Raw genomic sequence first — 21357 nt, forward strand, 5'->3', positions numbered from 1 at the left:
AAGCGGTGCTCAGATCCCGCCGGGGCCGATCAGCGTGCGGATGTAGTCGCTGATGCGGGCCACGAGGTGCGGGTCGGGGTCGACGAACTCCACGCCGAGCTCGTCGGCGTCGGCGTCGATGTGCCGCACGGCGCGGCCCCGCAGCCGCAGCTCCTCGTCGCCGAGGCGCAGGCGCAGGTCGAGCTCGGCGGCCAGCGGCGGGCGCAGGCCGTCGTGGAAGCCGCAGCGCAGGCCGCTGACCGACAGGTCGAGCAGGTCGGCCTCGATGGGGCGGCCGTGGTGCACCACGGTCACCTTGCCCTCGACCGCGGCGCGGCTGTGGCGGCGGCGCTCGAGCCGGTCGGTGACCTGGGCGAGGGCCTCGATGCGGGCGACCGCCTCGCGGACGCTGCCGACCAGCCGCTCGACCGAGGCGCGCTGCCGCACGGCGACGGAGCTGAGCTCGGCGGTGACGTCGCCGACGGCGTTGACGCCCTGGCTCATGTCGGTGATGACGGCGGACATGGCGGTGGTGTCGGCGCCGAGCGCCGAGACGGTCTCGGTGATCTCGGTGGTGGAGTCCTTCGTCTTCGACGCCAGGCCCTTCACCTCGCCGGCCACGACGCTGAAGCCCCGGCCGGCCTCCCCGGCCCGGGCCGCCTCGATGGTGGCGTTGAGGGCGAGCAGGTTGGTCTGCCCGGCGACGCCGGCGATGAGGTTCGCGATGCCGTCGACCCGGCCGAGGCTGGCGGTCACGGCCTCGATGACCCCGCCGGCGTCGTTGGCGCGCTCGACGACGCCGCGGGTGACCCGGTCGGCGGTGCCCGCCTGCCGCTCGATCGCGTCGGCGGCGCCCATCACCTCGTCGGCCTGCTCCATGACGTTGCGCAGCTCGACCAGCACGGCGCCGCTGGTGTCGTCGATGACCTCGCCCGCCCGGCGCCGGACCGTCCGCTCGGCCAGCTGCTGGCGCACGTTCGTGGTCATCAGCTGGGCCTCCTTGGCGGCCCGCTCCTGTTGCAGGTGCGCCTCCTGCTCGTGCATGGCGTCGAGCATCGCGTCGATGGCCCGGCCGAGCTCGGCGATGTCGTCGGTGCCCTCGGGGCGCACCCGCAGGAGCTTGTCGCCGGAGCGGATGATCTCCTCGGTGGTGCGCCGCAGCGGCCCGACCCGCCGGCGCAGCGCGGCCCGCACGGACCACAGCATCACCAGGACGAGCACGACGGTCGCGGCGGCGACGAACACGAACAGCTGCACGGCCGTGCGGCTGGCGGCGGCGTGGATCGGGCGGGCGGCGACGACCTCGAGCACGACCCGGCCGCCGTTGGCGGTGGCGATCGTGGCGTCCATTGCGATGTGATGGGAGCCGGTGACCACGGTGCCGATGGCGACGGCGCCGAGCTGGCTGGTGAGCCGGGGCTGGGCCTGGGCGTCCGGGTGGGGCTCGGCGACCAGGGTCAGGGGCAGGTTGATGGCCGCGGCGAAGCGGGCGACCCGCTCGGCGTCGAGGCGCTTGAGCATGACCATGCCGCCGGCCGGGGCGCCCTCGCCGCTGCTGGGGAACGAGCCGACGCCGCAGAAGAGGTACGGCGCGTCGGCCGTCACGATCCCGCACAGCGACTCGCCGGCCTTCTTGGCCGGGTCGAAGAGCGTGCGCAGCACGGCCGGGTCGCGCAGCTGCGGCGGCGGCTGGACAAAGGTCTCGGCGGCGCTGGTCAGGCCGCCGACGCGCGGGGTGCCGTCGAGGCCGACGCCGAGCAGCCCGTCGATGTCGTTGACGTCGAGCTGGGTGTTCGGCGGCAGGTCGGCGGTGAAGCCGGCCGAGTCCGAGGTCTGGATCTCCTGGAAGGTGTTGTCCCAGACGGCGTTCGCGGCGCCGAACGCGGTCAGCAGCTGGGCCTGGGCGTCCAGGCCGATGCGGATCCGGTCGGCGTCCTGCGCCACCTGGCTCGACTCCAGCCGCTCGAACGCGTTCGTAGTGATCATCTGCATCACCAGGAACGCCGCCACCAGGCCGGCGAGCGCAGCGGCGGCCGGCAGCAGGCGGCGGGTCAGCCGTCGTCCGTCGAGACCCACACCGTGCTGTTCGGCACGGCGGCGCCCGACCTGAGCGTCATTCGCCGGTCAGTACCGCGTTGGTCCAGCCGCCCTCGACGATGCCCTCGCCGTCGATCCACACGCCCCAGTCGACGATCTCCGGCTCGCGGACCATGGTCGGCCGGCCGGTGCGCACGGCCGGGTCGATCTCGGCGTCGGACATGCTCACGCCGTGCAGGCGGCGCGGGTCGGGCCAGGTGGTGACGGCGGACCAGATCAGCTCCGTCGCGTCGCCCCGGGTGAGCCGGTGCTTGACGATGAGGTGCCGCTCGGGGCCGAACTCGCCGGCCAGGAAGCGGGTGCGGGCCGCGGGCAGGGCCTCCCGGGCGGTCGCGACGGCGTCGCGCATCCGCTCGTCGTCGGGCGCGTACCGCACCGTGGTGGACCGCACCCCGAACAGCTCGTCGACGACCCGGGCCAGGAACTCCCCGGCCGAGTACGGGAACTCGTCGGGCGGGATGATCGTCAGCAGGCTGTCGTGCTCAGGCGACTCCACGTCGAGGCGCAGCTGGAGGAGCGTGGAGCGGGCCTCGGCGTCCGCCCCGGGCACCTCGCCGTAGGCGCGCACGGCGTCGGCCGCGGTGACGGTCAGCTCGTTCGGCATGCGCACGAACGCCTCGCCGTGGGCCCGCTCGACCGCCTGCGCCCAGCGCACCACGAGGGCCCGGGCGATCCCGGTCAGCCCGCTCGTCCAGGCCCGCGCGAGCGTCGGCGGCACGTCGATCACCTGCAGCTCGGGCAGGCCGAAGCGGCCCAGGCCGCGGGTCGTCATCCACAGCCCGCGATCCCCCGCCGACTGCGGCACGAGCACCCAGGCGCTCAGCGCGGAGCGGCCGTCGGGCCCGGGCAGCGAGGCCAGGGCCGCGGCCGGGTCGAGCACCTGCGGGGTGAACAGGTCGACGAGCGTGCCGCCGAGGTCCTGCGCCATGCCGGCCGCGACCGCCCGGGCGTGCCACTCGTGGGCGGGCGGCCAGCCGGCGCCGAAGACCGCCTGGACGACGACGAGGTGCGTGGCGGTGACCACGGCCCGCAGCGCCTCGGGCGGGGCGGTGAAGACGCGCAGGTGCTCGATCGGCAGCGGCGGGGCCTCGGCGACCGGGGCGACGCTGACCGACATCAGCGGCCCGTCGAGCATGCGCCGCACCGCCTCGCCCAGCGGGCCCTCGATCCGGGCGGCCGCCGCGCTCGCGGCCGCGGCCGGGTCGCCCGGCGGCCGGTCGGTCGCCACGACGTAGGTGGCGACGATGGTCTCGGGCACGCTGAGCACGATCTCCACGCCGGCAATCCTGTCGCATTCCGCGCGTGTAGTCGACCCGAAGCGGTTCCGTGGCGGCGCTCGCGACACTCCCTGCACCCGTGGGCGCGCAACGCTCACCGACGAGCAGGGGGTTAGGCATGCTGCGACGACTGTGCTGGCTGTTTCCGGACCGGGAGTCCAGCCGGACCTCGGCGACCTGGAACGCGGCGTTCTGGCAGACCTACGCCGAGGTCGCCAAGGACCTCGACCTGAGCTGGGAGCGGGTGACCCCCGAGTCGGTGGTCGTCGACGCGCTGGACCCGAGGCGGCCGGTGGTGCGGGTCGACGGGGTGCCGGTGACGCCCGAGGACACGCTGTTCATCACGTCGCTGTACTCCCTGCCGTACCAGTCCGCCGACGTGTTCAACCAGCTCGCCCTGTACGAGGTGCTCGAGCAGGCCGGCTTCTACCTGCCGCACCCGCCGCGCCTGGCGATGCTGTGCAACGACAAGCTCGCCTCGGCCCTGTTCCTGCGCGACTGCCCGGTGCCGACGATCCCGACGGTGCGCATCGGGCCCGGCCGGGACCTCGTCTACGACGACTACGTGGCGAGCATCGGGGCGCTGCCCTTCCCGGCGCTGGCCAAGCCGTCGGGCTGGTGCGCCTCGCGCGGGATCAACCTGGCGCACAACCCGCACGACGTGCGCGGGCTGCTCAGCCTCGCCCAGGGCGGGGATACGACGCTGGTGTTCCAGCCGTACCTCGGGCCGCGCACGACGGACTACCGGGTCTACCTCGTCGACGGCGAGCCGCTCGGGGTGCTGGTGCGCCGGCCCGGCGACGGGGCGCTCTACGTGCAGTTCAGCACCGGCGGGAAGCTCTACTACACGGACCTGCCCGACGAGCTGCGGCCCGCGGTCGCGTGGTTCAAGGACAACCTGCGGCTGCCGTACCTGTGCGCCGACTTCCTGCACGACGGCGAGCGCTGGTGGCTGTCGGAGATCGAGCTCGACGGCACCATCCAGTGCCCGGACGCCAAGTCGCCCGACGCGGTGCGCACGCAGCGGGAGCTCATCGCGGCCCGCTTCGACGCCTACCGCCGCGGGCACGCCGCACGCTTCGCCGAGCCCGCATGCTGACCGCCGACCCGCCCGTGCGCCTCGGCCGGGAGTTCAACCTGCTGTGGGCCGGGCAGACGGTGAGCAACATCGGCGACAAGATCAGCATCTTCGTCATCCCGACCCTCATGATCCTGGTGCTGCACGCCTCGCCGTTCCAGGTCGGGCTGGTCGCGATGGCGCAGTACCTCGCGATCCCGCTGCTGAGCCTGGTCGCGGGCGCGCTGGTGGACCGGTGGGACCTGCGCCGGACGCTGATCGGCTGCGACCTCGTGCGGGCGGCCGTCATCGCGCTCGTCCCGGCCGCCTACTTCGGGGGCTTCCTGTCGGTGCCGCTGGCGTTCGCCGTCGTCGCGGTCGTCAACGCCACCGCGGTCTTCTTCAACGTCGGCTACACCGCGACCATCGCCTCGATCGTGGAGCCGGAGGGGCGGGTCAAGGCGTACTCGCACCTGGAGGCCAGCCGCACCACCTCCGACGTCGTCGGGCCGGCCGTCGCCTCCGGCATCTACGTGCTGCTCGGCGCGGGCGCGCTGCTCGTCGACGCGGCCTCGTTCCTGTTCTCGGCGCTGCAGATCCGGGCGATGAAGCCCTACGGCGGCGGTGAGGGGCGGCAGGAGCCGATGTTCAAGCGCCTGGCGCACGGGGTGCGGCTCAACTGGAGCGACCCGGTCCTGCGCCGCACGCTGCAGGGCACGCTGCTGGCCAACATCGGCGGGCCGATCTTCGTGACCGTGCTGCCGATCCTGGCGTACCGCGGCCTCGGGATGTCCGTCGGCGCGCTCGGCGCGGTCATGTCGATCGCCGCGGCCGGGGCGGTCGGCGGGTCGCTCGTCGCGCAGCGGGTCAGCGCGCGGCTCGGCGCGGCCCGGCTCATCCCGTGGTCGATCTTCCTGCACTCGGCGGTCGGCTTCGGCGTGCTGCTGGCGCCCGCGCTGCCGGCCCCGATCGTGCTGGGCGCGACGCTGACGCTCTACGGGATCTTCATGGTCTGGTACAACGTGAGCACCGCCGCCGTCCGCCAGGCCCGGGTGCCCTCGCGGGACCAGGCCGTCTCGCACGCCGCGTTCCGCACCATCACCTGGGGCGTGATCCCGTTCAGCGTGCTCGCCGGCGGCATCATCGTCGACGCGCTCGCCGGGGACTGGGGCATCCTCGGCGCGGCCAAGCTCACCATGGCCGGGGGCACGCTCATCGGCACGCTGTTCGCGGCCATTCCCCTGGCCCCCATCCACGGCCTGCTCCAGCGCGAGCGGGCCGCCGTCGAGGCGGAGGTGGCGGCATGAGCGGTCCGGAGCGAAGCGGAGGGGCCGGCATGAGCGGTCCGGAGCGAAGCGGAGGGGCCGGCATGAGCGGTCCGGAGCGAAGCGGAGGGGCCGCTCATCATGGACACAGTTTCCTCAGGCCGACACCGGAGCGAAGCGGAGGTGCCGGCATGAGCAAGGTGCTGCTGGTCACGGGAGCGTCCACCGGCATCGGGCGGCAGACCGCGACGGCGGCCGCCGCCGGCGGGTGGACCGTGGTGGCGGGGATGCGCAAGCCCTTCGACCTGCCGGGCATCGACGTCCGCCCGCTCGACGTCACCGACCCCGAGTCCGTCGCGGCCTGCGTCGCGGGCGTGGCCGCCGACCACGGCCGCCTCGACGCGCTGGTCAACAACGCCGGCGTCGGCAACACGGTGCCGACGATCGAGCAGGCCGACCTGGCCGCGTTCCGGGCCAACATCGAGGTCAACTTCTTCGGCGTGGTCGCGATGACCAAGGCCGCGCTGCCGCACCTGCGGGCCTCGGGCGGGCGGGTGCTCACCGTCGGCAGCACCCGCGGGCTCGTCGGGCAGCCGTTCAACGAGGCATACTGCGCGGCCAAGTTCGCCGTCGAGGGCTTCATGGAGGCGCTCGCCCCGGTCGCCCGGGGCCTCGGGGTGACCGTCGTGCTCGTCGAGCCCGGGCCGGTGCTGCAGACCGCGTTCGCGGCCAACACCGGGGTCACCCGCGACTCCCTGCTGGCCTCGGCCGGTCCCTACGAGCCGGTGCTGCGGCCCTACCTCGACTGGGTCGCCCGCACCGCCTGGCCGGGCGCGCAGCCGGCCGCCGAGATCGCCGCGATCATCCTCGCCGCGCTGGCCGACCCCGACCCGCCGCTGCGGGTGCTGACCAGCGACTGGGCCCGCGAGTTCGCCGCCGTGAAGCTCGCCGACGCCGACGGCACCGAGATTCGCCGCCGGGCCAGTTCCTGGCTTGTCTGACACCCCGCCCGACCGAGCATAAACCGCCGGATTCGAACACGTGTTCGAGTCCGGCGGCTTTGTTTTATATATCGATCATCGCGAATTGAAAATGCGATTCGGGGCCCCGGCCGCGGTGTCCGGCCCGCTGGGGTTCGCGCGGGCCCGCGGCATGCGTGGGGACCCGACCACATACCGCGGGGTTCGGGGCAATCCCCTGCTTCGCGGCCTGTGCGCCGCTCGCCCGGCGTGCCGGAAAAGGCCCGACTTCGCACATGGCGCGAAACCACCCGGCAATTCGCCCGATTCGCTCCCTTGGCCGCGCATCGAAGGACATCACGCTCCGTGATGGTTGCCCGGGTCTTGCCGCGGGCTCGCCTCGTCGTGCACGAATGAATGCCCGATCGCGAACCGATCGGCCGCAATCGATCACACACACGATGTGGGACAGTTCTCCGGGATGAGGTTTATCGATGCTTGAGATATCGCTGCTGGGCCCGACAGAGGCGCGTGTATCCGGCCGTACGGTTTCCCTCTCGCCGTTGGAACGTAATGTTCTCGCCATTCTCGCGCTGTCCAGAAATGCGGTCGTGTCCACCGAGCGCATCATCGAGCTGCTGTGGAGCGACCGTCACCCGGCCGCCCCGCGCTCCCGGGTCCAGGGCCTCGTCTCGGCGCTGCGGCGCAAGGTCGGCGCGACGCTGGCCACCCGGCACCCCGGCTACGTCCTCGAGGCGGACGGCGCCGCGACCGACCTCGACGCCATGCACGTCCTGGTGCGCCGGGCCCGCCGCGGCGCCACCGTCGCCGACACCGCCCGTGACCTGCGCGCCGCCCTCGCGCTCTGGCGCGGCGACCCGCTCGACGGCGTCACCGCGCCGGGCGCCGAGGTCGAGCGCGTCCGCCTCGCCGAGCTGCGCATCGGCCTGTTCGAGGAGCTCTTCGAGGCCGAGCTGGCGCTCGGGCCGCCGGCCGGGCTGGCCGGGGTCGCGGACCTGGTCGGGGAGATCGGCGGGCTGCTGGCCGCGAACCCGCTGCGGGAGCGGCTCGCCGGGCAGCTCATGCGGGCCCTGCTGCGGGCCGGCCGCCAGGCCGACGCGCTGCACGTCTACGAGGCGCTGCGGCGGCGGCTCGCGGACGAGCTCGGCGGCGACCCGGGGCCGGAGCTGCGGGGGCTGCACGCGGCGATCCTGCGCGGCGAGATCGGGGCGCCGCGGGTCGAGGCCTGGGCGGACGCGATCACGGCCTACGCGCCCGCCCCGGCCGCGGGCTCGATGGGCTCGGCGCTGGCGGTGGGGCTCGAGCGGGCGCCGGACCCGTTCGCGCCCCGGATCGCCGACGCGGCGGCGTTATCGGGGGCCCTCGCGGCGGGGTCGTTCACCACGGCCGCGGGGGCCATGCGGGCGCCGGCCACACTGCCGGCCAGCGTCGGGCACTTCACCGGCCGCGACGAGGCGCTCAAGGCGCTCACCGACGCGGTCACCCGCCCCGCCGACGAGCCCCGGGTGGTGCTCGTCTCCGGCCTCGGCGGGCTCGGCAAGACCGCGCTCGTCGTGAAGTGGGCGCACGGCGCGGCCGGGGACTTCCCGGACGGCCAGATCTACGTCGACCTGCACGGCGGCGCGCTGACGCCCCTGGCCGCGCTCGGGGCGGTGCTGACCGCGCTCGGGGCGGGCCGCGACGAGCTGCCGGAGGGGCTGGACGAGCGCACGGCGCGGTACCGTGCCCACCTCAACGGCCGCCGCGTGCTCATCGTGGCCGACGACGCCGGCTCGGTCGAGCAGCTGCTCCCGCTCGTGCCGCCGACCACGGACGGGCAGCTCGTGGTCACCAGCCGGCTGCGGCTGCCGGCCCTGGCCGCGCACCACGAGGTCGAGGTACTGCCGATGGACCCGCTCACCGGCGAGGCGACCCGGGAGCTGCTGGAGCGCATCGCGGGCCGGGAGATGCGCCGCGGCGACCCGGCGGCCGGGCGGCTCGTGCGCTGGTGCGGCGGCTATCCGCTCGCGGTGCGCACGGCCGGGCTGCGGCTGGCCGGGCGGCCGGGGCAGTCGCTGGACGCGTTCGCCGAGGACCTGGCCGGCGGCGAGCACGACGACGACGCGTTCGGCGGCTCCCTCGACGTGGTCCGCCGCGGCGCCCGGCGAGGCGACGGCGCCCCCGGCGACGGCCCGCGCGACGGGTTCGGCGGGCCGGCGGGCGTGCCCCGCGTGCTCGCGCCGGCGCTGGCCAGCGCGCACGCGGCGCTGAGCCCGGCGGCGGCGCACCTGTTCGGCCGGCTCGGGCTGGACCGCGGGGCCTCGATCCCGGTGGACCGCTCGGTGGCCGCGACCGACCGGGCGCTGCGGCGGGTGCGGCAGCTGCTGGACGAGCTGGTGAGCGTCAACCTGCTCACCGAGTCGGGGCCGGGCGGCTACCGGTTCCACGACCTGGTGCTGCGCTATGCCCGCGAGTGCGGGGCCGAGCTCGTGGACCGCGACGCCGTCGACGAGTGGATGCGCCGCCGCGGGCCGGTCGGCATCGCCGTCTGAGCGCCCTGCCCGCGCGGCCCGAACCACCCGCCCTGCCCGCGCGACCCGCCCTGCCCGCGGGCCGCGCGGGCAGGCGGCGCCCACCGCATCACCCGCCCGCAGCGCACCACCCGCGACCGTGTGGCGCTTCCACAGCCGATCTGTAGCGGCCGATGCCACGCTCGGCGGGCCTTCGACATCGCGTCGAGCGCCCTTCGAGCAGGTGAGGTGGCATCATCGACACGCTGCTGTCCGCCGTGGCCGCGCACGCCCGCGTCGCCCCGCTGCGGCCCGCGATCGTGCACAACGGCATCCCGGTGAGCTACGGGCAGCTCGCCGCGAACCTCGGCGCCGTGCGGCGCCGGCTCGGACCGCGGCCCGGCACGGTGACCGTCGACGCGCGGCACGACCCGGCCACGATCGCCGCGCTGCTCGGGATCTGGGCGGCCGGCGGCGCCTACTGCCCGCTCGACCCCGCGTTCCCGCCCGCCCGGCGCGAGGCGATGCGCCGGGCCGTCGCGGAGCCGGGCGACGCGGCCGGGGACGAGGACGGGCTCGCCTACATCCTGTTCACCTCCGGCTCGACCGGCGCCCCGAAGCCGGTCGCCACCCCGTGCGCCGCGATCGAGACGGTCGCGCCCGCGCTCGCCGAGCTGTTCGGGCTCACCGCGGCCGACCGGGTGCTGCAGTTCGCCTCGCTCAACTGGGACACGTGCTTCGAGGAGATCGTGCCGACACTGCTGGCCGGGGCCGCGGTCGTGCTCGCCGACGACGCGCACAGCGGGTCGTTCCCGCGGCTGCTGCGCGCGGTCGAGCGCGACGAGGTCAGCGTGCTCAACCTGCCGACCGCGTTCTGGCACGAGCTCGTCCGGCACCTCGCGGCCACCGGGCACGGGCTGCCCGCGAGCGTGCGGCTCGTCGTCATCGGCGGGGAGGCGGTGGCCCCGGCCCGGCTCGCCGAGTGGTCCGGGCTGCCGGGGACGCGAGGCGTGCGGCTGCTGAACACGTACGGCTGCACCGAGACCACCCTGATCACGCACGCCGCCGAGCTGCCCGGCGACGGGGCCCCGATCGGGCGGGCGCTGCCGCACGTGCGCGAGCGGATCGAGGCCGACGGCGAGCTGCTCATCGGCGGCCCGGCGCTCGCCCGCGGCTACCTCGGGCGGCCCGCCGAGACCGCCGAGCGGTTCGTGGAGCGCGACGGCGAGCGCTGGTTCCGCACCGGCGACCTGGTGTCCCGGCGCGGCGACGGGCTGCTCGTGCACGAGGGCCGCCGCGACCGCCAGGTGAAGATCCGCGGCATCCGCGTCGACCCCGGCGAGATCGAGGCGCGGCTGGCCGAGCACCCGGGCGTGCGCGGGGCCGCCGTGGTGGCGAGCGTCCGCGGCGGGCAGACGTCGCTGACCGCCTACGTCGTCACGACCCACGAGACCGGCGACCTCGCCGACATCGCCGCCTTCGTCCGCACGCACCTGCCCGGCCATCTGGTGCCCGCGCGCATCGAGAAAGTCGATGCGCTCGCCTACACCGCGAGCGGCAAGGTCGACCGCTCCGCCACCGCCCAAGCCCACGAGGAGGCCCTGCGTTGACCATCGACGAGCTCACCCTGATCTACGCCGAGGTGCTGGAGGCGCCCGGCATCGCCCCCGACGAGGACTTCTTCGCCGCCGGCGGGGACTCGCTGCTGGCCACCCGCGTGCTGTCCGCGGTCTACCGGGCCGGCGGCGGCGAGCTGACCTTCGAGGACTTCGTGGCCCATCCCACCCCGGCCGCACTGTCCACATTGCTCATCGGCCGCCAGGCGAGCCCGCTGGGCGTGGCGCCGTGAGGGTCGTCGTGGTCGGGGCCGGGCTGGCCGGGCTCACCGCCGCCACCCGCCTCGCGGAGGCCGGGGCGGACGTGACCGTGCTGGAGGCCCGCGGCCGGGTCGGCGGGCGCACCCACGGCCTCGAGGTGGCGCCGGGGGCGTGGGTCGACGCCGGCGCCGCGTACCTCGGCGAGCGCCACACCGCCCTGCTCGACCTCCTGGCCCGGCTCGGGCTCAAGACCGTCCCGACGGGGATGGACGGGGCCAGCCGGTTCGCGCTGCACGGCGACGCCGTCGAGCAGCGCGACGGCCGGTTCCCGCCGCTGGCCGCGGTCGCGCTCGGCGACCTCTTCGACCGCCTCGACGCGCTCACCCGCCGGGTCGACCCCGCGGCGCCCTGGGCCACCGAGGGGGCCGCGGCGCTCGACACGCTCACCGCCGACGCGTGGGCCCGGGCGAACCTGGCCCACCCGGACGCGCGGACCTTCTTCCCGCTGTTCCTCGGCGAGATGATGGCCGCCGCGCCCGAGGACGTCTCCGTCCTGCACATGGCGTTCTACCTGCGCTCGGGCGGGGGGCTGCGATACCTCAACGCCTTCGCCGGCGGCGCCCAGGAGTCCAGGGTGGACGGTGGCGCGCACCAGGCCTGCGAGCTACTGGCCGAGCGGCTCGCCGGGCGGGTGCTCCTCGGCCGGCCGGTCACGAGCGTGCACCAGGACGCGCACGGGGTGACCGTCGAGGGCCACTTCCGCGCCGACGCCGTCGTCGTCGCGGTCCCCCCGCTGCTCGCCGACGCCATCGACTTCCGCCCGGGGCTGCCGGCGCCCCGGTCCGGGCGGGCCACCGCGCCCGGCTGCGCGGTGAAGGTACACCTGGTCTATCCCGCTCCGCTGTGGCGCGAGCAGGGCCTGTCGGGCTGGTCGGTCAGCGCGCAGGGGCCGCTGACGTCCACTGTGGACGACAGTCCGGCCGGCGGCGGGGCGGGGGTGCTGACCGGGTTCGTCACCGGCGCCGACGCGCACCGCTTCGCCGCGCTCGGCGAGAGCGAGCGGCGGGCGGCCGCGACCGCGCAGGCGGCGAGGCTGTTCCCCGGCCTGCCCGAGCCGATCGCCGTGCACGTCACGGACTGGGTGCACGAGCGCTGGAGCCGCGGCTGCTACGCCGCGCTCCTGGGCCCCGGCGACTGGCTCGCCACCGGGCCGCGGCTGACCGAGCGGCACCACCGGGTGCACTGGGCCGGCACGGAGACGAGCACCGAGTTCTTCGGGCTCATGGAGGGCGCGATCCGCTCGGGCCACCGAGCGGCTTTGTCGGTTTTGGAGGGACACGATGCATGAGACGCACAGCCCGGTCGCGCCGCTCGAGGTGCGCGAGCGGTTCATGACCGAGCCGGCGCTCGGGGCCGGCAACTTCCTGCAGTACGCGGCCGAGCACAACCCGAACCGGGCCGTGCCGATGGTCTACAGCCACCACCTCGACCACACCGGCGGCGTGGTCCTGCGCGGGCACAGCCTGCTGGACCTGGTGGCGCTGCGGGACCGCTACGCGCGCTGGTACACGGCCAACGGGGTCCGCCCCGGCGAGCCCGTCGCCGTCGTGGTCGCCGAGGGCCTCGAGCCGCTGCTGCACTTCCTCGCGCTCACCGCGCTCGGCGCCATCCCGGCGATGGTCAACGACGCGATGCGGCCCGACGTCATGGTCCGCTACCTCGACCACGTCGGCGTCGTCGGGGTCGTGGCCGACGACACCACCCGGCTCGCCTCCGCCTACCGGCAGGACCCCCAGCGGCGGCCCCGGTTCCTGGCGCTCACGGCCGAGGTGCAGGCGTTCGACGCGTCCGGGATCGAACTGCCGCCGTCGTACCCCCACCAGCACGCCCCGGACGACGTCGTCGGGCTCATCCACTCCAGCGGCACCACCGGCACCCCGAAGTCCACGATGCTCGCCCACCGGCAGTTCTGGAACGGCAAGCAGCCGCGCATGGTGCGCTTCCCCTGCGAGCCCTACGACCGCCTGATGTCGCTGATGCCCCACACCCACGCGGGCGGGCTGAGCTACTTCCTCACCGCGATCCTGCTCGGCCTGCCGGTCGTGGTCATGGGCGACCACCGCCGCGCGACCGTCGAGCCGGTGATGGAGGCCTTCCAGCCCACCATGGTCGCGTCGTTCCCGCGCACGTTCGTGGAGCTGGCCACCGGCGAGCTGCCGGTCAAGGGCGCCGCGAAGGTCCACTCGTGGTTCAACACCGGCGACTCCGCGCACCACGGCCACATCCGGCGGCTGGTCACCCTCGGCGAGCGCCCGGCCGGGCTCATCAAGCCGTGGCTGCTGCCGAGCGAGGCCGCGGCCGAGGCGGCGCTGCCCGGCTCCCAGTTCGTCGACGGGCTCGGCTCCTCCGAGATGGGCATGGCGCTCTTCGGCGGCATCACCACCCCGGAGACCATCCGCAACGACCGGTGCGTCGGCAAGCCGCTCGAGGTCGTCGAGGACGCGACGATCCTGGACGAGGACGGCACCGCGCTGCCCGACGGCACGGTCGGGCTCCTGGCCATCAAGTCGCCGTCGCGCACGCCGGGCTACTGGCACAACCCCCGGCTCACGGCCAGCTTCGAGCTCAACGGGTACTGGCTGACCGGCGACGTCGCCTACCGCGACGCGGACGGGAACTTCTACCACCTCGACCGCACCGTCGACGTCATCGACACCGTGGACGGCCCGGTCTACAGCCTGCCGCTGGAGGAGGTGCTGCTCGCCGACTGCGCCGGCCTGGTCCGCGACTGCTCGGTCATCGGCGTGCCCGCGCCCGGCGGCGGCCAGCTCCCGGTCGCCGTCGTGCAGCCGCAGGCGGGCCCCGAGCCCGGCGAGGACGAGCTGCTGGAGCGGGCGAACAAGGAGCTCGCCGGGGCGGGTCTCGCGCCGCTGGCCGCGGTCCGCATCGCGCGCACCCCGGCCGACTTCCCGCTCGGCCCGACCGGCAAGGTGCTCAAGCGGGAGCTGCGGGCGCGGCACGCGTCCCTGCTGTCGTGACCGGCTACACCTACGTGCGGACGCCGCTGGTCGAACCCGACTGGCGGCGCCTGCCCGGCTACCGGTCGGTCACCGCGGCCGAGTGGCGCAGCGCCGGCTGGCAGCGCGCGCACTGCGTCAAGACCCCCGCGCAGCTGCGGGCCGTGCTCGGCGACCGGGTCGGCGACGACTTCTACGACGACCTCGCCGCCGACCGGGACCGGTTCGCCACCATGGCGATGCTGCTGCCGCCGCAGATGCTCAACACGATGGTGCCCGGGGCCGAGCCGGACACCGCGGCGCTGCGGGCCGACCCGGTGCGCCGCTACATGCTGCCGCTCGCCTCCGACCGGCACCCCGTCTGGCCGAGCCACCCGCGGGCCTTGCGGGACTCGCTGCACGAGGCCGAGATGTGGGCGGTCGAGGGGCTCACGCACCGGTACCCCACGAAGGTGCTCGCCGAGCTGGTGACGACGTGTCCGCAGTACTGCGGGCACTGCACCCGGATGGACCTCGTGGGCACCTCGACGCCGCAGGTGGCCAAGACCCGGCTCACGCTCAAGCCCGCCCATCGCCGGGAGCTGATGCTGGACTACCTCAAGCGCACCCCCACGGTCCGCGACGTGGTCGTCTCCGGCGGCGACGTGGCCAACGTGCCGTGGCACCAGCTCGAGGGCTTCCTGCTCCAGCTGCTCGACCTCGACTCGATCCGCGACATCCGCCTGGCGACCAAGGCGCTCGTCGGGCTGCCCCAGCACTGGCTGCAGCCCGGGGTCGTCGAGGGCGTGGCCCGGGTCGCGGCCGTGGCCCGGGAGCGCGGCGTGAACCTCGCCGTGCACACCCACGCCAACCACGCCGCGTCGCTCACCCCGCTGGTCGCCGAGGCGGCCCGGGCGCTGCTCGGCGCGGGCGTGCGCGACGTGCGCAACCAGGGCGTGCTGCTGGCCGGGGTGAACGACTCGGCCGGGGCCTTGCTCGACCTGTGCTTCGCGCTGCAGGACGAGGCGGGCATCCTGCCGTACTACTTCTACCTCTGCGACATGATCCCCGGCGCCGAGCACTGGCGCATCCCGCTCTCGGCCGCGATCGCGTTGCAGGACGGGCTGATGGGCTGGCTGCCCGGGTACGCCACCCCGCGCCTGGTCTGCGACGTGCCCTACGCCGGCAAGCGCTGGGTGCACCAGGTCGTCTCCTACGACCGCGAGCGCGGCGTGTCCGAATGGTCCGGCGCCTCCCGCTACTACGACCCGATCCACACATTGCCCGAGGCCGGCCGCCGCTGGTGGTCGCTGCAGTAAGGAGAGAACATGTCCCGCTACGACTGGGGCGACACGCACCCCGGGATCGAGAAGCTCAAGGCGGAGATCACCCCGGCCCGCGACCGCGTGGTCGGCCATCCGCTCTACGCCGCGCTGGGCGACCACGCGTCGATCGTGACGTTCATGGAGCACCACGTCTTCGCCGTGTGGGACTTCATGTCCCTGCTCAAGTCGCTGCAGCGCAGCCTCACCTGCGTCGACGTGCCGTGGGTGCCCAGCGGCCCGACCGGCAGCCGCCGGCTCATCAACGACATCGTGCTCGTCGAGGAGAGCGACGAGCTGCGCGGCGGGTTCATCAGCCACTTCGAGCTGTACCTCGAGGGCATGACCGAGGCCGGCGCCGACCGCACCGCGATCGACGCCTTCATCGCCGCCCTGCGCGCGGGCACCGGGGTGCCGGAGGCGCTCGTCGCCGCCGCCGTGCCCGCCCCGTCGGCCGCGTTCACGACCACGACGTGGGACTTCATCCGCACCGCGCCGGTGCACTGCCAGGCGGCCGCGTTCGCCTTCGGCCGCGAGGACCTCATCCCCGACATGTTCGAGCAGGTCGTGAAGGTCAACGAGCGCGGCGCGGGCAAGCTCGACACGTTCGTGGACTACCTGGCCCGGCACATCGAGGTCGACGGCGAGGAGCACACGCCGATGGCCATGCAGATGCTGGCCGACCTGTGCGGGGACGACGCCGCGCGCTGGACCGAGGCGGCCGACACCGTAATCGCGGCCCTGGACGCCCGCGTGGCGCTGTGGGACGGCATCCTGAAGGCGTGTACCTGATCAGTGACAACACGGCGGGCGTCCACCCGGACGTGCTCGCGGCCATCGCGGACGCCAACGCCGGGCACGCGCCCTCCTACGGCCGCGACCCGGTGACGGCCCGGGCCGGGGCGCTGTTCCGCGAGCACTTCGGCGAGCGGGCCGAGACGGTGCTGGCGGTCACCGGGACCGCGGCGAACGTCATCGCGCTGGCCGCGCTCGTGCGCCCGTACGAGACCGTGCTCTGCGCCGGGACCGCGCACATCGTCACCGACGAGTGCGCGGCCCCGGAGCGGTTCACCGGCGGCCGGCTCACCACCGTGAACACCCCCGACGGCCGGCTCACGCCCGCGCACGTCGCCGCGTTCGCGCGGGCCGGCGACCCGCCGCACGCCCCACTGCCCCGGGCGGTGTCGATCGCCCAGCCGACCGAGCTCGGCACCCTGTACTCCGTCGCCGAGCTGCGCGCCCTCGCCGACACCGCGCACGAGCACGGGATGCGGCTGCACATCGACGGCGCCCGGCTGGCCAACGCCGCCGCCGCGCTCGGCACCGGCCTGGCCGAGGCCGCGACCGGGGCCGACGTCGTGTCGTTCGGCGGCACCAAGAACGGGGCTTTGGCCGCCGACGCCGTGGTCTTCCTCGATCCCGGCCTCGCCGGGCCGCGGCACCTGATCCAGAAGCAGGCCATGCAGCTGCTGTCCAAGAGCCGGTTCACGGCCGCCCAGTTCGTCGCGCTGCTCGACGGGGACCTTTGGCGTACCAACGCGGAACACGCCAACGCGATGGCCGCCCGGATCGCGTCCGTCCTCGCGGCTCACGCCGAGATCGTCCATCCGGTGCACACCAACGCCGTGTTCGCCACGCTGCCTTCCTGCGACGGGGAGCTCGACCGCTACGGCTCCGGCGGCCCGATCCGCCGGTACATGGCCGCCTTCGACACCACTGCGGCCGATGTCGACGCATTCGCGGGAGTCCTTCACGCAGCGTTCACCCGCTGAACCTTGGAGCGGCCCGTGCACGGGTTCGTACATTTGGCCGTGACCTCCGCGGGGCATCGCCTCGGCATCGACATCGGCACGGCCACCACCGTCGCGGCGCTGGCCGGCCCCGATGGTTCGATCCGGCCGTGGCGCCTCGAATCCGACCTGCCGGCGGCCGGGCCGACCGAGCCCGAGCCGGTCGCCGCGCTGCTGTCCCGGGCCGTGGCCGCGGCCGCCCCCGGCTGGGACGGGCCGCTGGTGCTCACCCATCCCGCCGCGTGGCGCCCCGACCGCCGCCGGGTCCTCGCCGACGGCGCCCGCCTGGCCGGCCTCGGCGAGCCCGAGCTGCTCACCGAGCCGATCGCCGCCGCCCGGTACTGCACCGCCGTCCTCGGCCACCGCGTGCCCGACGGCGGCTGTCTCGTCGTCTACGACCTCGGCGCCGGGACGTTCGACATCACCGTGGTCCGCCAGGCCGCGGACGGGCTCACCATCGCCGCCGCGGGCGGGCTGCTCGACGCCGGGGGCCTGGACCTCGACGCCGCGGTCGTGCGGCTGGCCCGCGCGAGCACCGGCCCCGACCCGGCCTGGGACCGGCTCGACCGGCCGCGCTCGCCCGAGGAGGCGGCGGCCCGGCTGCGGCTCTGGCACGAGGCCCGGGTCGCCCGGGAGGCGCTGTCCGAGGCGCCCCTGGCCGACCTCTTCGTCCCGTTCGCCGGCCCGGTGGCGCTGCACCGCGACGACTTCGAGCGCGCCGCCGCCCCGCTGGTCGAGCGCACCGTCGAGCGCACCGTCGCCGTGCTGCGCGAGGCCCTCGTCACCCCGCACGACGTGGCCGCGGTGTTCCTGGCCGGCGGGGTGAGCCACACGCCGCTCGTCGCCGCGCGGCTGCACCGGGCGCTGGGCATCGCGCCGATCCCAGTGTCCCAGCCCGACCTGGCCGTGGCCTGCGGCAGCGTCACGCCCGTGCGCACGGCGATCGCCCCGCCCTCGGCGGCCCGCCCGCGGATCCGGCCCACGCTGCTGCGCACCTTCTCCCCCGGCGGGATCGTGCGCGGCGCGTCCCCGGTCAACGCGGTCGCCCTCAGCCCCGGCGGCCGGCTCCTCGCGGCGGGCAGCGACGACCGCCGCGTGCGCGTCTGGGACCTCGGCACCGGCCAGGTCCGGCACACGCTCAGCGACCACGACGGCCCGGTCCGCGCGGTCGCGTTCAGCCCCGACGGGAGCCTGCTGGCCTCGGGCGGCGGCCACCCCCGCCGCGCGGCCCGGGCCGTGCGAATCTGGCAGGCCGACGAGGGCCGCCGCCGCGACGCCTTCGACGCGGACCCGGGCGGCCCGGCGGCCCTTGCGTTCCACCCGTCCGGGCGGGTGCTGGCCGCGGCCGGCGTCAACGGGGTACTGCGACTGTTCGACCTGGCCGACGGACGCCTCTCCCGCGCCGGTGAGGGCCCGGCACTGCACGCGGTCGCGTACCGCCCCGACGGCTCGGCCCTGGCCACCGGCGACGACGCCGGCGTGGTCCTGTTGCACTCGGCCGCACCGCCGACCCCGCTGCACGGGCACCGGGGCGCGGTGCTCGGGGTCGCATTCGGCGGGCCGATGCTGGCCAGCGCGGGGGCGGACGCGACGGTACGCCTGTGGGACGGCCCTTCCTCGACCGTGCTCACGGGGCACACCGAGCCGGTGACGGCGGTGGCATTCGACCCGGCGGCGACGCTGCTGGCCAGCGCGGGGCTGGACTCTACGATCCGGCTGTGGGACGCGACCTCGGGCGCGCACCTGCATACGCTGGACGGGCATGATGGGGCGGTACACGCCTTGGCCTTCACCCCGGACGGCTCGATTCTGGTGTCGGCGGGCGCGGACGGCGCCGTGCGGCTGTGGAACGTGGCCACCCGGCCCTGAACGTTCTCGTCGTTCGGCCGCCGTGAAGCTGCTGACCCCTGTCGATGCTGCCGGCTGCGCTCGCCATCGCCGCCGCGGCGCAGGTGCTCCGGGCCGAGCACGCATGATCGGGGCCGGCTCCGGTCAGCGCGCGACCGAGGCCCATCGCCGCACGCGGGCCGGTGCTCGCGGCGGGCGGCGAGGCGCGTTTCGCCATGGTCGCCGAGTGTTCTGGAGGTGGCTGGGCGGTCGTGTGCCACGTGCGCAGCCTCAGTTGGACGCGGCGCTCGACTGATGGTGCGGGCCGCCGGTGGCCGTCCAATGAGTATGCGTGGTCCAGCGGCGTCGTTGCCCACTGGGCATTCCTCTCGGCCGTTTTGAACGCGCCGGGTCTGTGCGGGTCATCATTCGGTGGTCCCGGTTCCAATATGTTCGCCATTTGCGCCTCGGCGTGGCCCTGGATCCAGGTTTCGGTCGCATTCTGGGATAATTCTTGGTATGGGGCAGATGCAGTTGTTCAGTTCTCGGGAATTGGCTGCCATGCGGGATCGGACGAAGGCTCGGAATTGGTGGCCGGGGAAGGATGAGTTTCGCCGGGAGGCACAGCGGAGGCGTGATTGGGGGTTGGTGAGACGGCATGCGGAGAAGCTGCACCGTGTCCACGGACCCGCAGCGCCTGCGTCCGGAACGCTGACGCCTCCCAGCCGGCGCCCTCCAGAAGTCGCCCCGGCAGAACCATCGTCCGATTCCGCCGGAAGCACCGACCAACCCACCGGCCCATCCGAACAATCACGCCAACCTGCCGCGGAAAGTCACACCAGCGTCTGCGCCAAACCCGGCGCCACGGCTCCCCGCTGCAACAATCCGACCGGCCCGCGCAATTCCACCGACTCGTCCCATCATCCGAACGCACATACAAACAGACCGCAACAATGCTCCATCACATCGGCCACAAGACGCGATCCGGGAGCGGCCGGAACACCACCACCCGCGCATGGCGAGCCCGAACCGAACCACCGCCACCGCCGTCGGCGCGACAGCCACACACACCCCGACCTTGCGCCGCTCACGGCTGCACGGTGCGCGATCCGGAGGAGCACGGACGGAGCCACCGGCACCCGTGAGAGTTGCGCGCGCGGCCCACCGGTCGGCTGCCAAGAAGAGCGCCGCCGGTGGGCGCCACCTCGCCCCCAGCCCACGCCTCGAACGCGCCGTCCCAGCACGCCGCCCGCAGGCCTGGCCGACATGCGCACCGCGGGTCAGCGCCATGCCGGTGCGCCGTCCGGGACCGTGCCGAGCTCATCCGCGACCCATGCCTCGAACGCGCCGTCGAAGCAGGCTGCGCCGGCGCACCCACAGCGCTGTGCCGACCGGGTCGTGGTGAGTGTCTGCGCGGTGCCGCTGCGGCGTCGTGCCGGTGCCGGCGGCGGGCGGGAAGGCGTCGAGCAGCACGGGCAGGGGGCGGAGTTTCTGTTGTTCACCGGCCGCACGCCTGCCGGACCAGATACAATCATGATCTTGTATCTATCGATGCGCACGATGTGTCGTCGTCCCTGCCTATGAAGGGGGAATCAGCACATGTCGATTCGTCGGGTGGTGTTCGCGCTGGCGAGCACGGCCCTCGTCGCCACCGGTCTGACCGCCGCGGCGTCCACTGCGCAGGCCGCCACCGGGGTTCCGCGCTTCGACCACATCGTTCTGGTGATGTTCGAGAACCACGCGTACTCCCAGATCAGCGGCGCCAGTTCCGCCCCGTACTTCAACTCCCTGGCGAGCCAGGGCGCGAAGTTCACCAAGTCCTACGCGATCACGCACCCGAGCCAGCCGAACTATATCGCGCTGTTCTCGGGCTCCACCCAGGGCGTGACCAGCGACGACTGCCCGAAGAACTTCACCGGCACCAACCTGCAGTCGCAGCTGTCGGGCGCCGGTCTGTCGTTCAAGGGCTACTCCGAGTCTATGCCCTCGAACGGCTACACCGGCTGCTCGAGCGGCACCTACCAGCGCAAGCACAACAGCTGGGTCGACTTCTCCAGCGTGCCCGCGGCATCGAACCTGACGTTCGCGAGCTTCCCGTCGTCGGCGAACTACGCCTCGCTGCCGACGGTCGCGTTCGTCTCGCCGAACATGTGCAACGACATGCACGACTGCTCGGTCGGCACCGGCGACACGTGGCTCAAGAACAACCTCGACGCCTACGCGCAGTGGGCCAAGACGCACAACAGCCTGCTGATCGTCACGTTCGACGAGGACAACCGCCTGGCCCTCAACCAGATTTTCACCGTCTTCGTCGGCGCGCACGTGCAGGCCGGCTCCTACGCCGAGAAGATCAACCACTACAACGTCCTGCGCACCGTCGAGGGCGCGTACGGCCTGCCGGGCATCGGCGGCGCGGCGAGCCTGTCCCCGATCACGGACGTCTGGAACTGATCCATCCCGG

15 protein-coding genes are annotated in these 21357 nt (G+C 74.2%); 13 read left to right on the forward strand and 2 right to left on the reverse strand.

Annotated elements, in window-relative coordinates:
- Positions 1-9: 9 nt before the first annotated feature.
- Together ABT369_RS07315 and ABT369_RS07320 are read right to left on the reverse strand one after the other, a co-directional pair.
- Positions 10-2055, reverse strand: a complete 2046-nt coding sequence (locus tag ABT369_RS07315) for a methyl-accepting chemotaxis protein (RefSeq protein ID WP_350610833.1) — start codon at positions 2053-2055, stop codon at positions 10-12.
- A gap of 37 nt (positions 2056-2092) precedes the next feature.
- Positions 2093-3352: a DUF2314 domain-containing protein gene (locus ABT369_RS07320; RefSeq protein ID WP_350610834.1), complete on the reverse strand. Its 1260-nt coding sequence runs from the start codon at positions 3350-3352 to the stop codon at positions 2093-2095.
- A 119-nt stretch (positions 3353-3471) separates the two neighbouring features.
- On the opposite strand from ABT369_RS07320, the gene ABT369_RS07325 reads away from it, so the two are divergent.
- The 13 genes from ABT369_RS07325 (at position 3472) to ABT369_RS07385 (ending at position 21347) form a co-directional block, all read left to right on the forward strand.
- Positions 3472-4452 carry an ATP-grasp domain-containing protein gene (locus ABT369_RS07325; protein WP_350610835.1) on the forward strand — a complete coding sequence of 327 codons (981 nt, stop codon included), beginning with the start codon at positions 3472-3474 and terminating at the stop codon, positions 4450-4452.
- Positions 4446-5717 (forward strand): MFS transporter, encoded by a 1272-nt coding sequence (locus ABT369_RS07330; RefSeq protein ID WP_350610836.1) that lies wholly within the window; start codon positions 4446-4448, stop codon positions 5715-5717. Before ABT369_RS07325 ends, ABT369_RS07330 begins: the two co-directional genes overlap by 7 nt.
- A gap of 149 nt (positions 5718-5866) precedes the next feature.
- Positions 5867-6676: an SDR family NAD(P)-dependent oxidoreductase gene (locus tag ABT369_RS07335; protein ID WP_350610837.1), complete on the forward strand. Its 810-nt coding sequence runs from the start codon at positions 5867-5869 to the stop codon at positions 6674-6676.
- A gap of 452 nt (positions 6677-7128) precedes the next feature.
- On the forward strand, positions 7129-9186 hold the full coding sequence (locus ABT369_RS07340) for an AfsR/SARP family transcriptional regulator (RefSeq protein ID WP_350610838.1): 2058 nt from the start codon (positions 7129-7131) through the stop codon (positions 9184-9186).
- A 236-nt stretch (positions 9187-9422) separates the two neighbouring features.
- Positions 9423-10754 (forward strand): amino acid adenylation domain-containing protein, encoded by a 1332-nt coding sequence (locus ABT369_RS07345; protein ID WP_350610839.1) that lies wholly within the window; start codon positions 9423-9425, stop codon positions 10752-10754.
- A complete protein-coding gene (locus tag ABT369_RS07350) occupies positions 10751-10993 on the forward strand; it encodes an acyl carrier protein (RefSeq protein ID WP_350610840.1) in 243 nt (80 codons plus the stop codon). Before ABT369_RS07345 ends, ABT369_RS07350 begins: the two co-directional genes overlap by 4 nt.
- Positions 10990-12309 carry a flavin monoamine oxidase family protein gene (locus ABT369_RS07355; protein WP_350610841.1) on the forward strand — a complete coding sequence of 440 codons (1320 nt, stop codon included), beginning with the start codon at positions 10990-10992 and terminating at the stop codon, positions 12307-12309. Before ABT369_RS07350 ends, ABT369_RS07355 begins: the two co-directional genes overlap by 4 nt.
- On the forward strand, positions 12302-13999 hold the full coding sequence (locus ABT369_RS07360) for a class I adenylate-forming enzyme family protein (RefSeq protein WP_350610842.1): 1698 nt from the start codon (positions 12302-12304) through the stop codon (positions 13997-13999). Before ABT369_RS07355 ends, ABT369_RS07360 begins: the two co-directional genes overlap by 8 nt.
- A complete protein-coding gene (locus tag ABT369_RS07365) occupies positions 13996-15276 on the forward strand; it encodes a KamA family radical SAM protein (protein ID WP_350610843.1) in 1281 nt (426 codons plus the stop codon). The genes ABT369_RS07360 and ABT369_RS07365 overlap by 4 nt, the downstream gene beginning before the upstream one ends.
- 9 nt (positions 15277-15285) lie before the next feature.
- On the forward strand, positions 15286-16071 hold the full coding sequence (locus ABT369_RS07370) for a DUF3050 domain-containing protein (protein ID WP_350610844.1): 786 nt from the start codon (positions 15286-15288) through the stop codon (positions 16069-16071).
- Positions 16062-17051, forward strand: coding sequence for a threonine aldolase family protein (locus ABT369_RS07375; RefSeq protein ID WP_350610845.1), 990 nt, complete (start codon positions 16062-16064; stop codon positions 17049-17051). Before ABT369_RS07370 ends, ABT369_RS07375 begins: the two co-directional genes overlap by 10 nt.
- 39 nt (positions 17052-17090) lie before the next feature.
- Complete coding sequence (locus tag ABT369_RS07380; protein ID WP_350610846.1) at positions 17091-18938, forward strand: Hsp70 family protein; 1848 nt, start codon at positions 17091-17093, stop codon at positions 18936-18938.
- Between the two features lie 1557 nt (positions 18939-20495).
- Positions 20496-21347 (forward strand): alkaline phosphatase family protein, encoded by an 852-nt coding sequence (locus tag ABT369_RS07385; RefSeq protein ID WP_350610847.1) that lies wholly within the window; start codon positions 20496-20498, stop codon positions 21345-21347.
- The last annotated feature ends 10 nt before the right edge of the window (positions 21348-21357 follow it).

Source organism: Dactylosporangium sp. NPDC000244, assembly GCF_040300725.1.
GTDB lineage: Bacteria > Actinomycetota > Actinomycetes > Mycobacteriales > Micromonosporaceae > Dactylosporangium.

What these genes read in the sequence shown, in the direction of transcription:
- ABT369_RS07330 (WP_350610836.1), top strand. Translation starts at nt 4,446, where the DNA reads ATGCTGACCGCCGACCCGCCCGTGCGCCTCGGCCGGGAGTTCAACCTG.
- ABT369_RS07360 (WP_350610842.1), top strand. Translation starts at nt 12,302, where the DNA reads ATGCATGAGACGCACAGCCCGGTCGCGCCGCTCGAGGTGCGCGAGCGG.
- ABT369_RS07340 (WP_350610838.1), top strand. Translation starts at nt 7,129, where the DNA reads ATGCTTGAGATATCGCTGCTGGGCCCGACAGAGGCGCGTGTATCCGGC.
- ABT369_RS07325 (WP_350610835.1), top strand. Translation starts at nt 3,472, where the DNA reads ATGCTGCGACGACTGTGCTGGCTGTTTCCGGACCGGGAGTCCAGCCGG.
- ABT369_RS07385 (WP_350610847.1), top strand. Translation starts at nt 20,496, where the DNA reads ATGTCGATTCGTCGGGTGGTGTTCGCGCTGGCGAGCACGGCCCTCGTC.
- ABT369_RS07335 (WP_350610837.1), top strand. Translation starts at nt 5,867, where the DNA reads ATGAGCAAGGTGCTGCTGGTCACGGGAGCGTCCACCGGCATCGGGCGG.
- ABT369_RS07370 (WP_350610844.1), top strand. Translation starts at nt 15,286, where the DNA reads ATGTCCCGCTACGACTGGGGCGACACGCACCCCGGGATCGAGAAGCTC.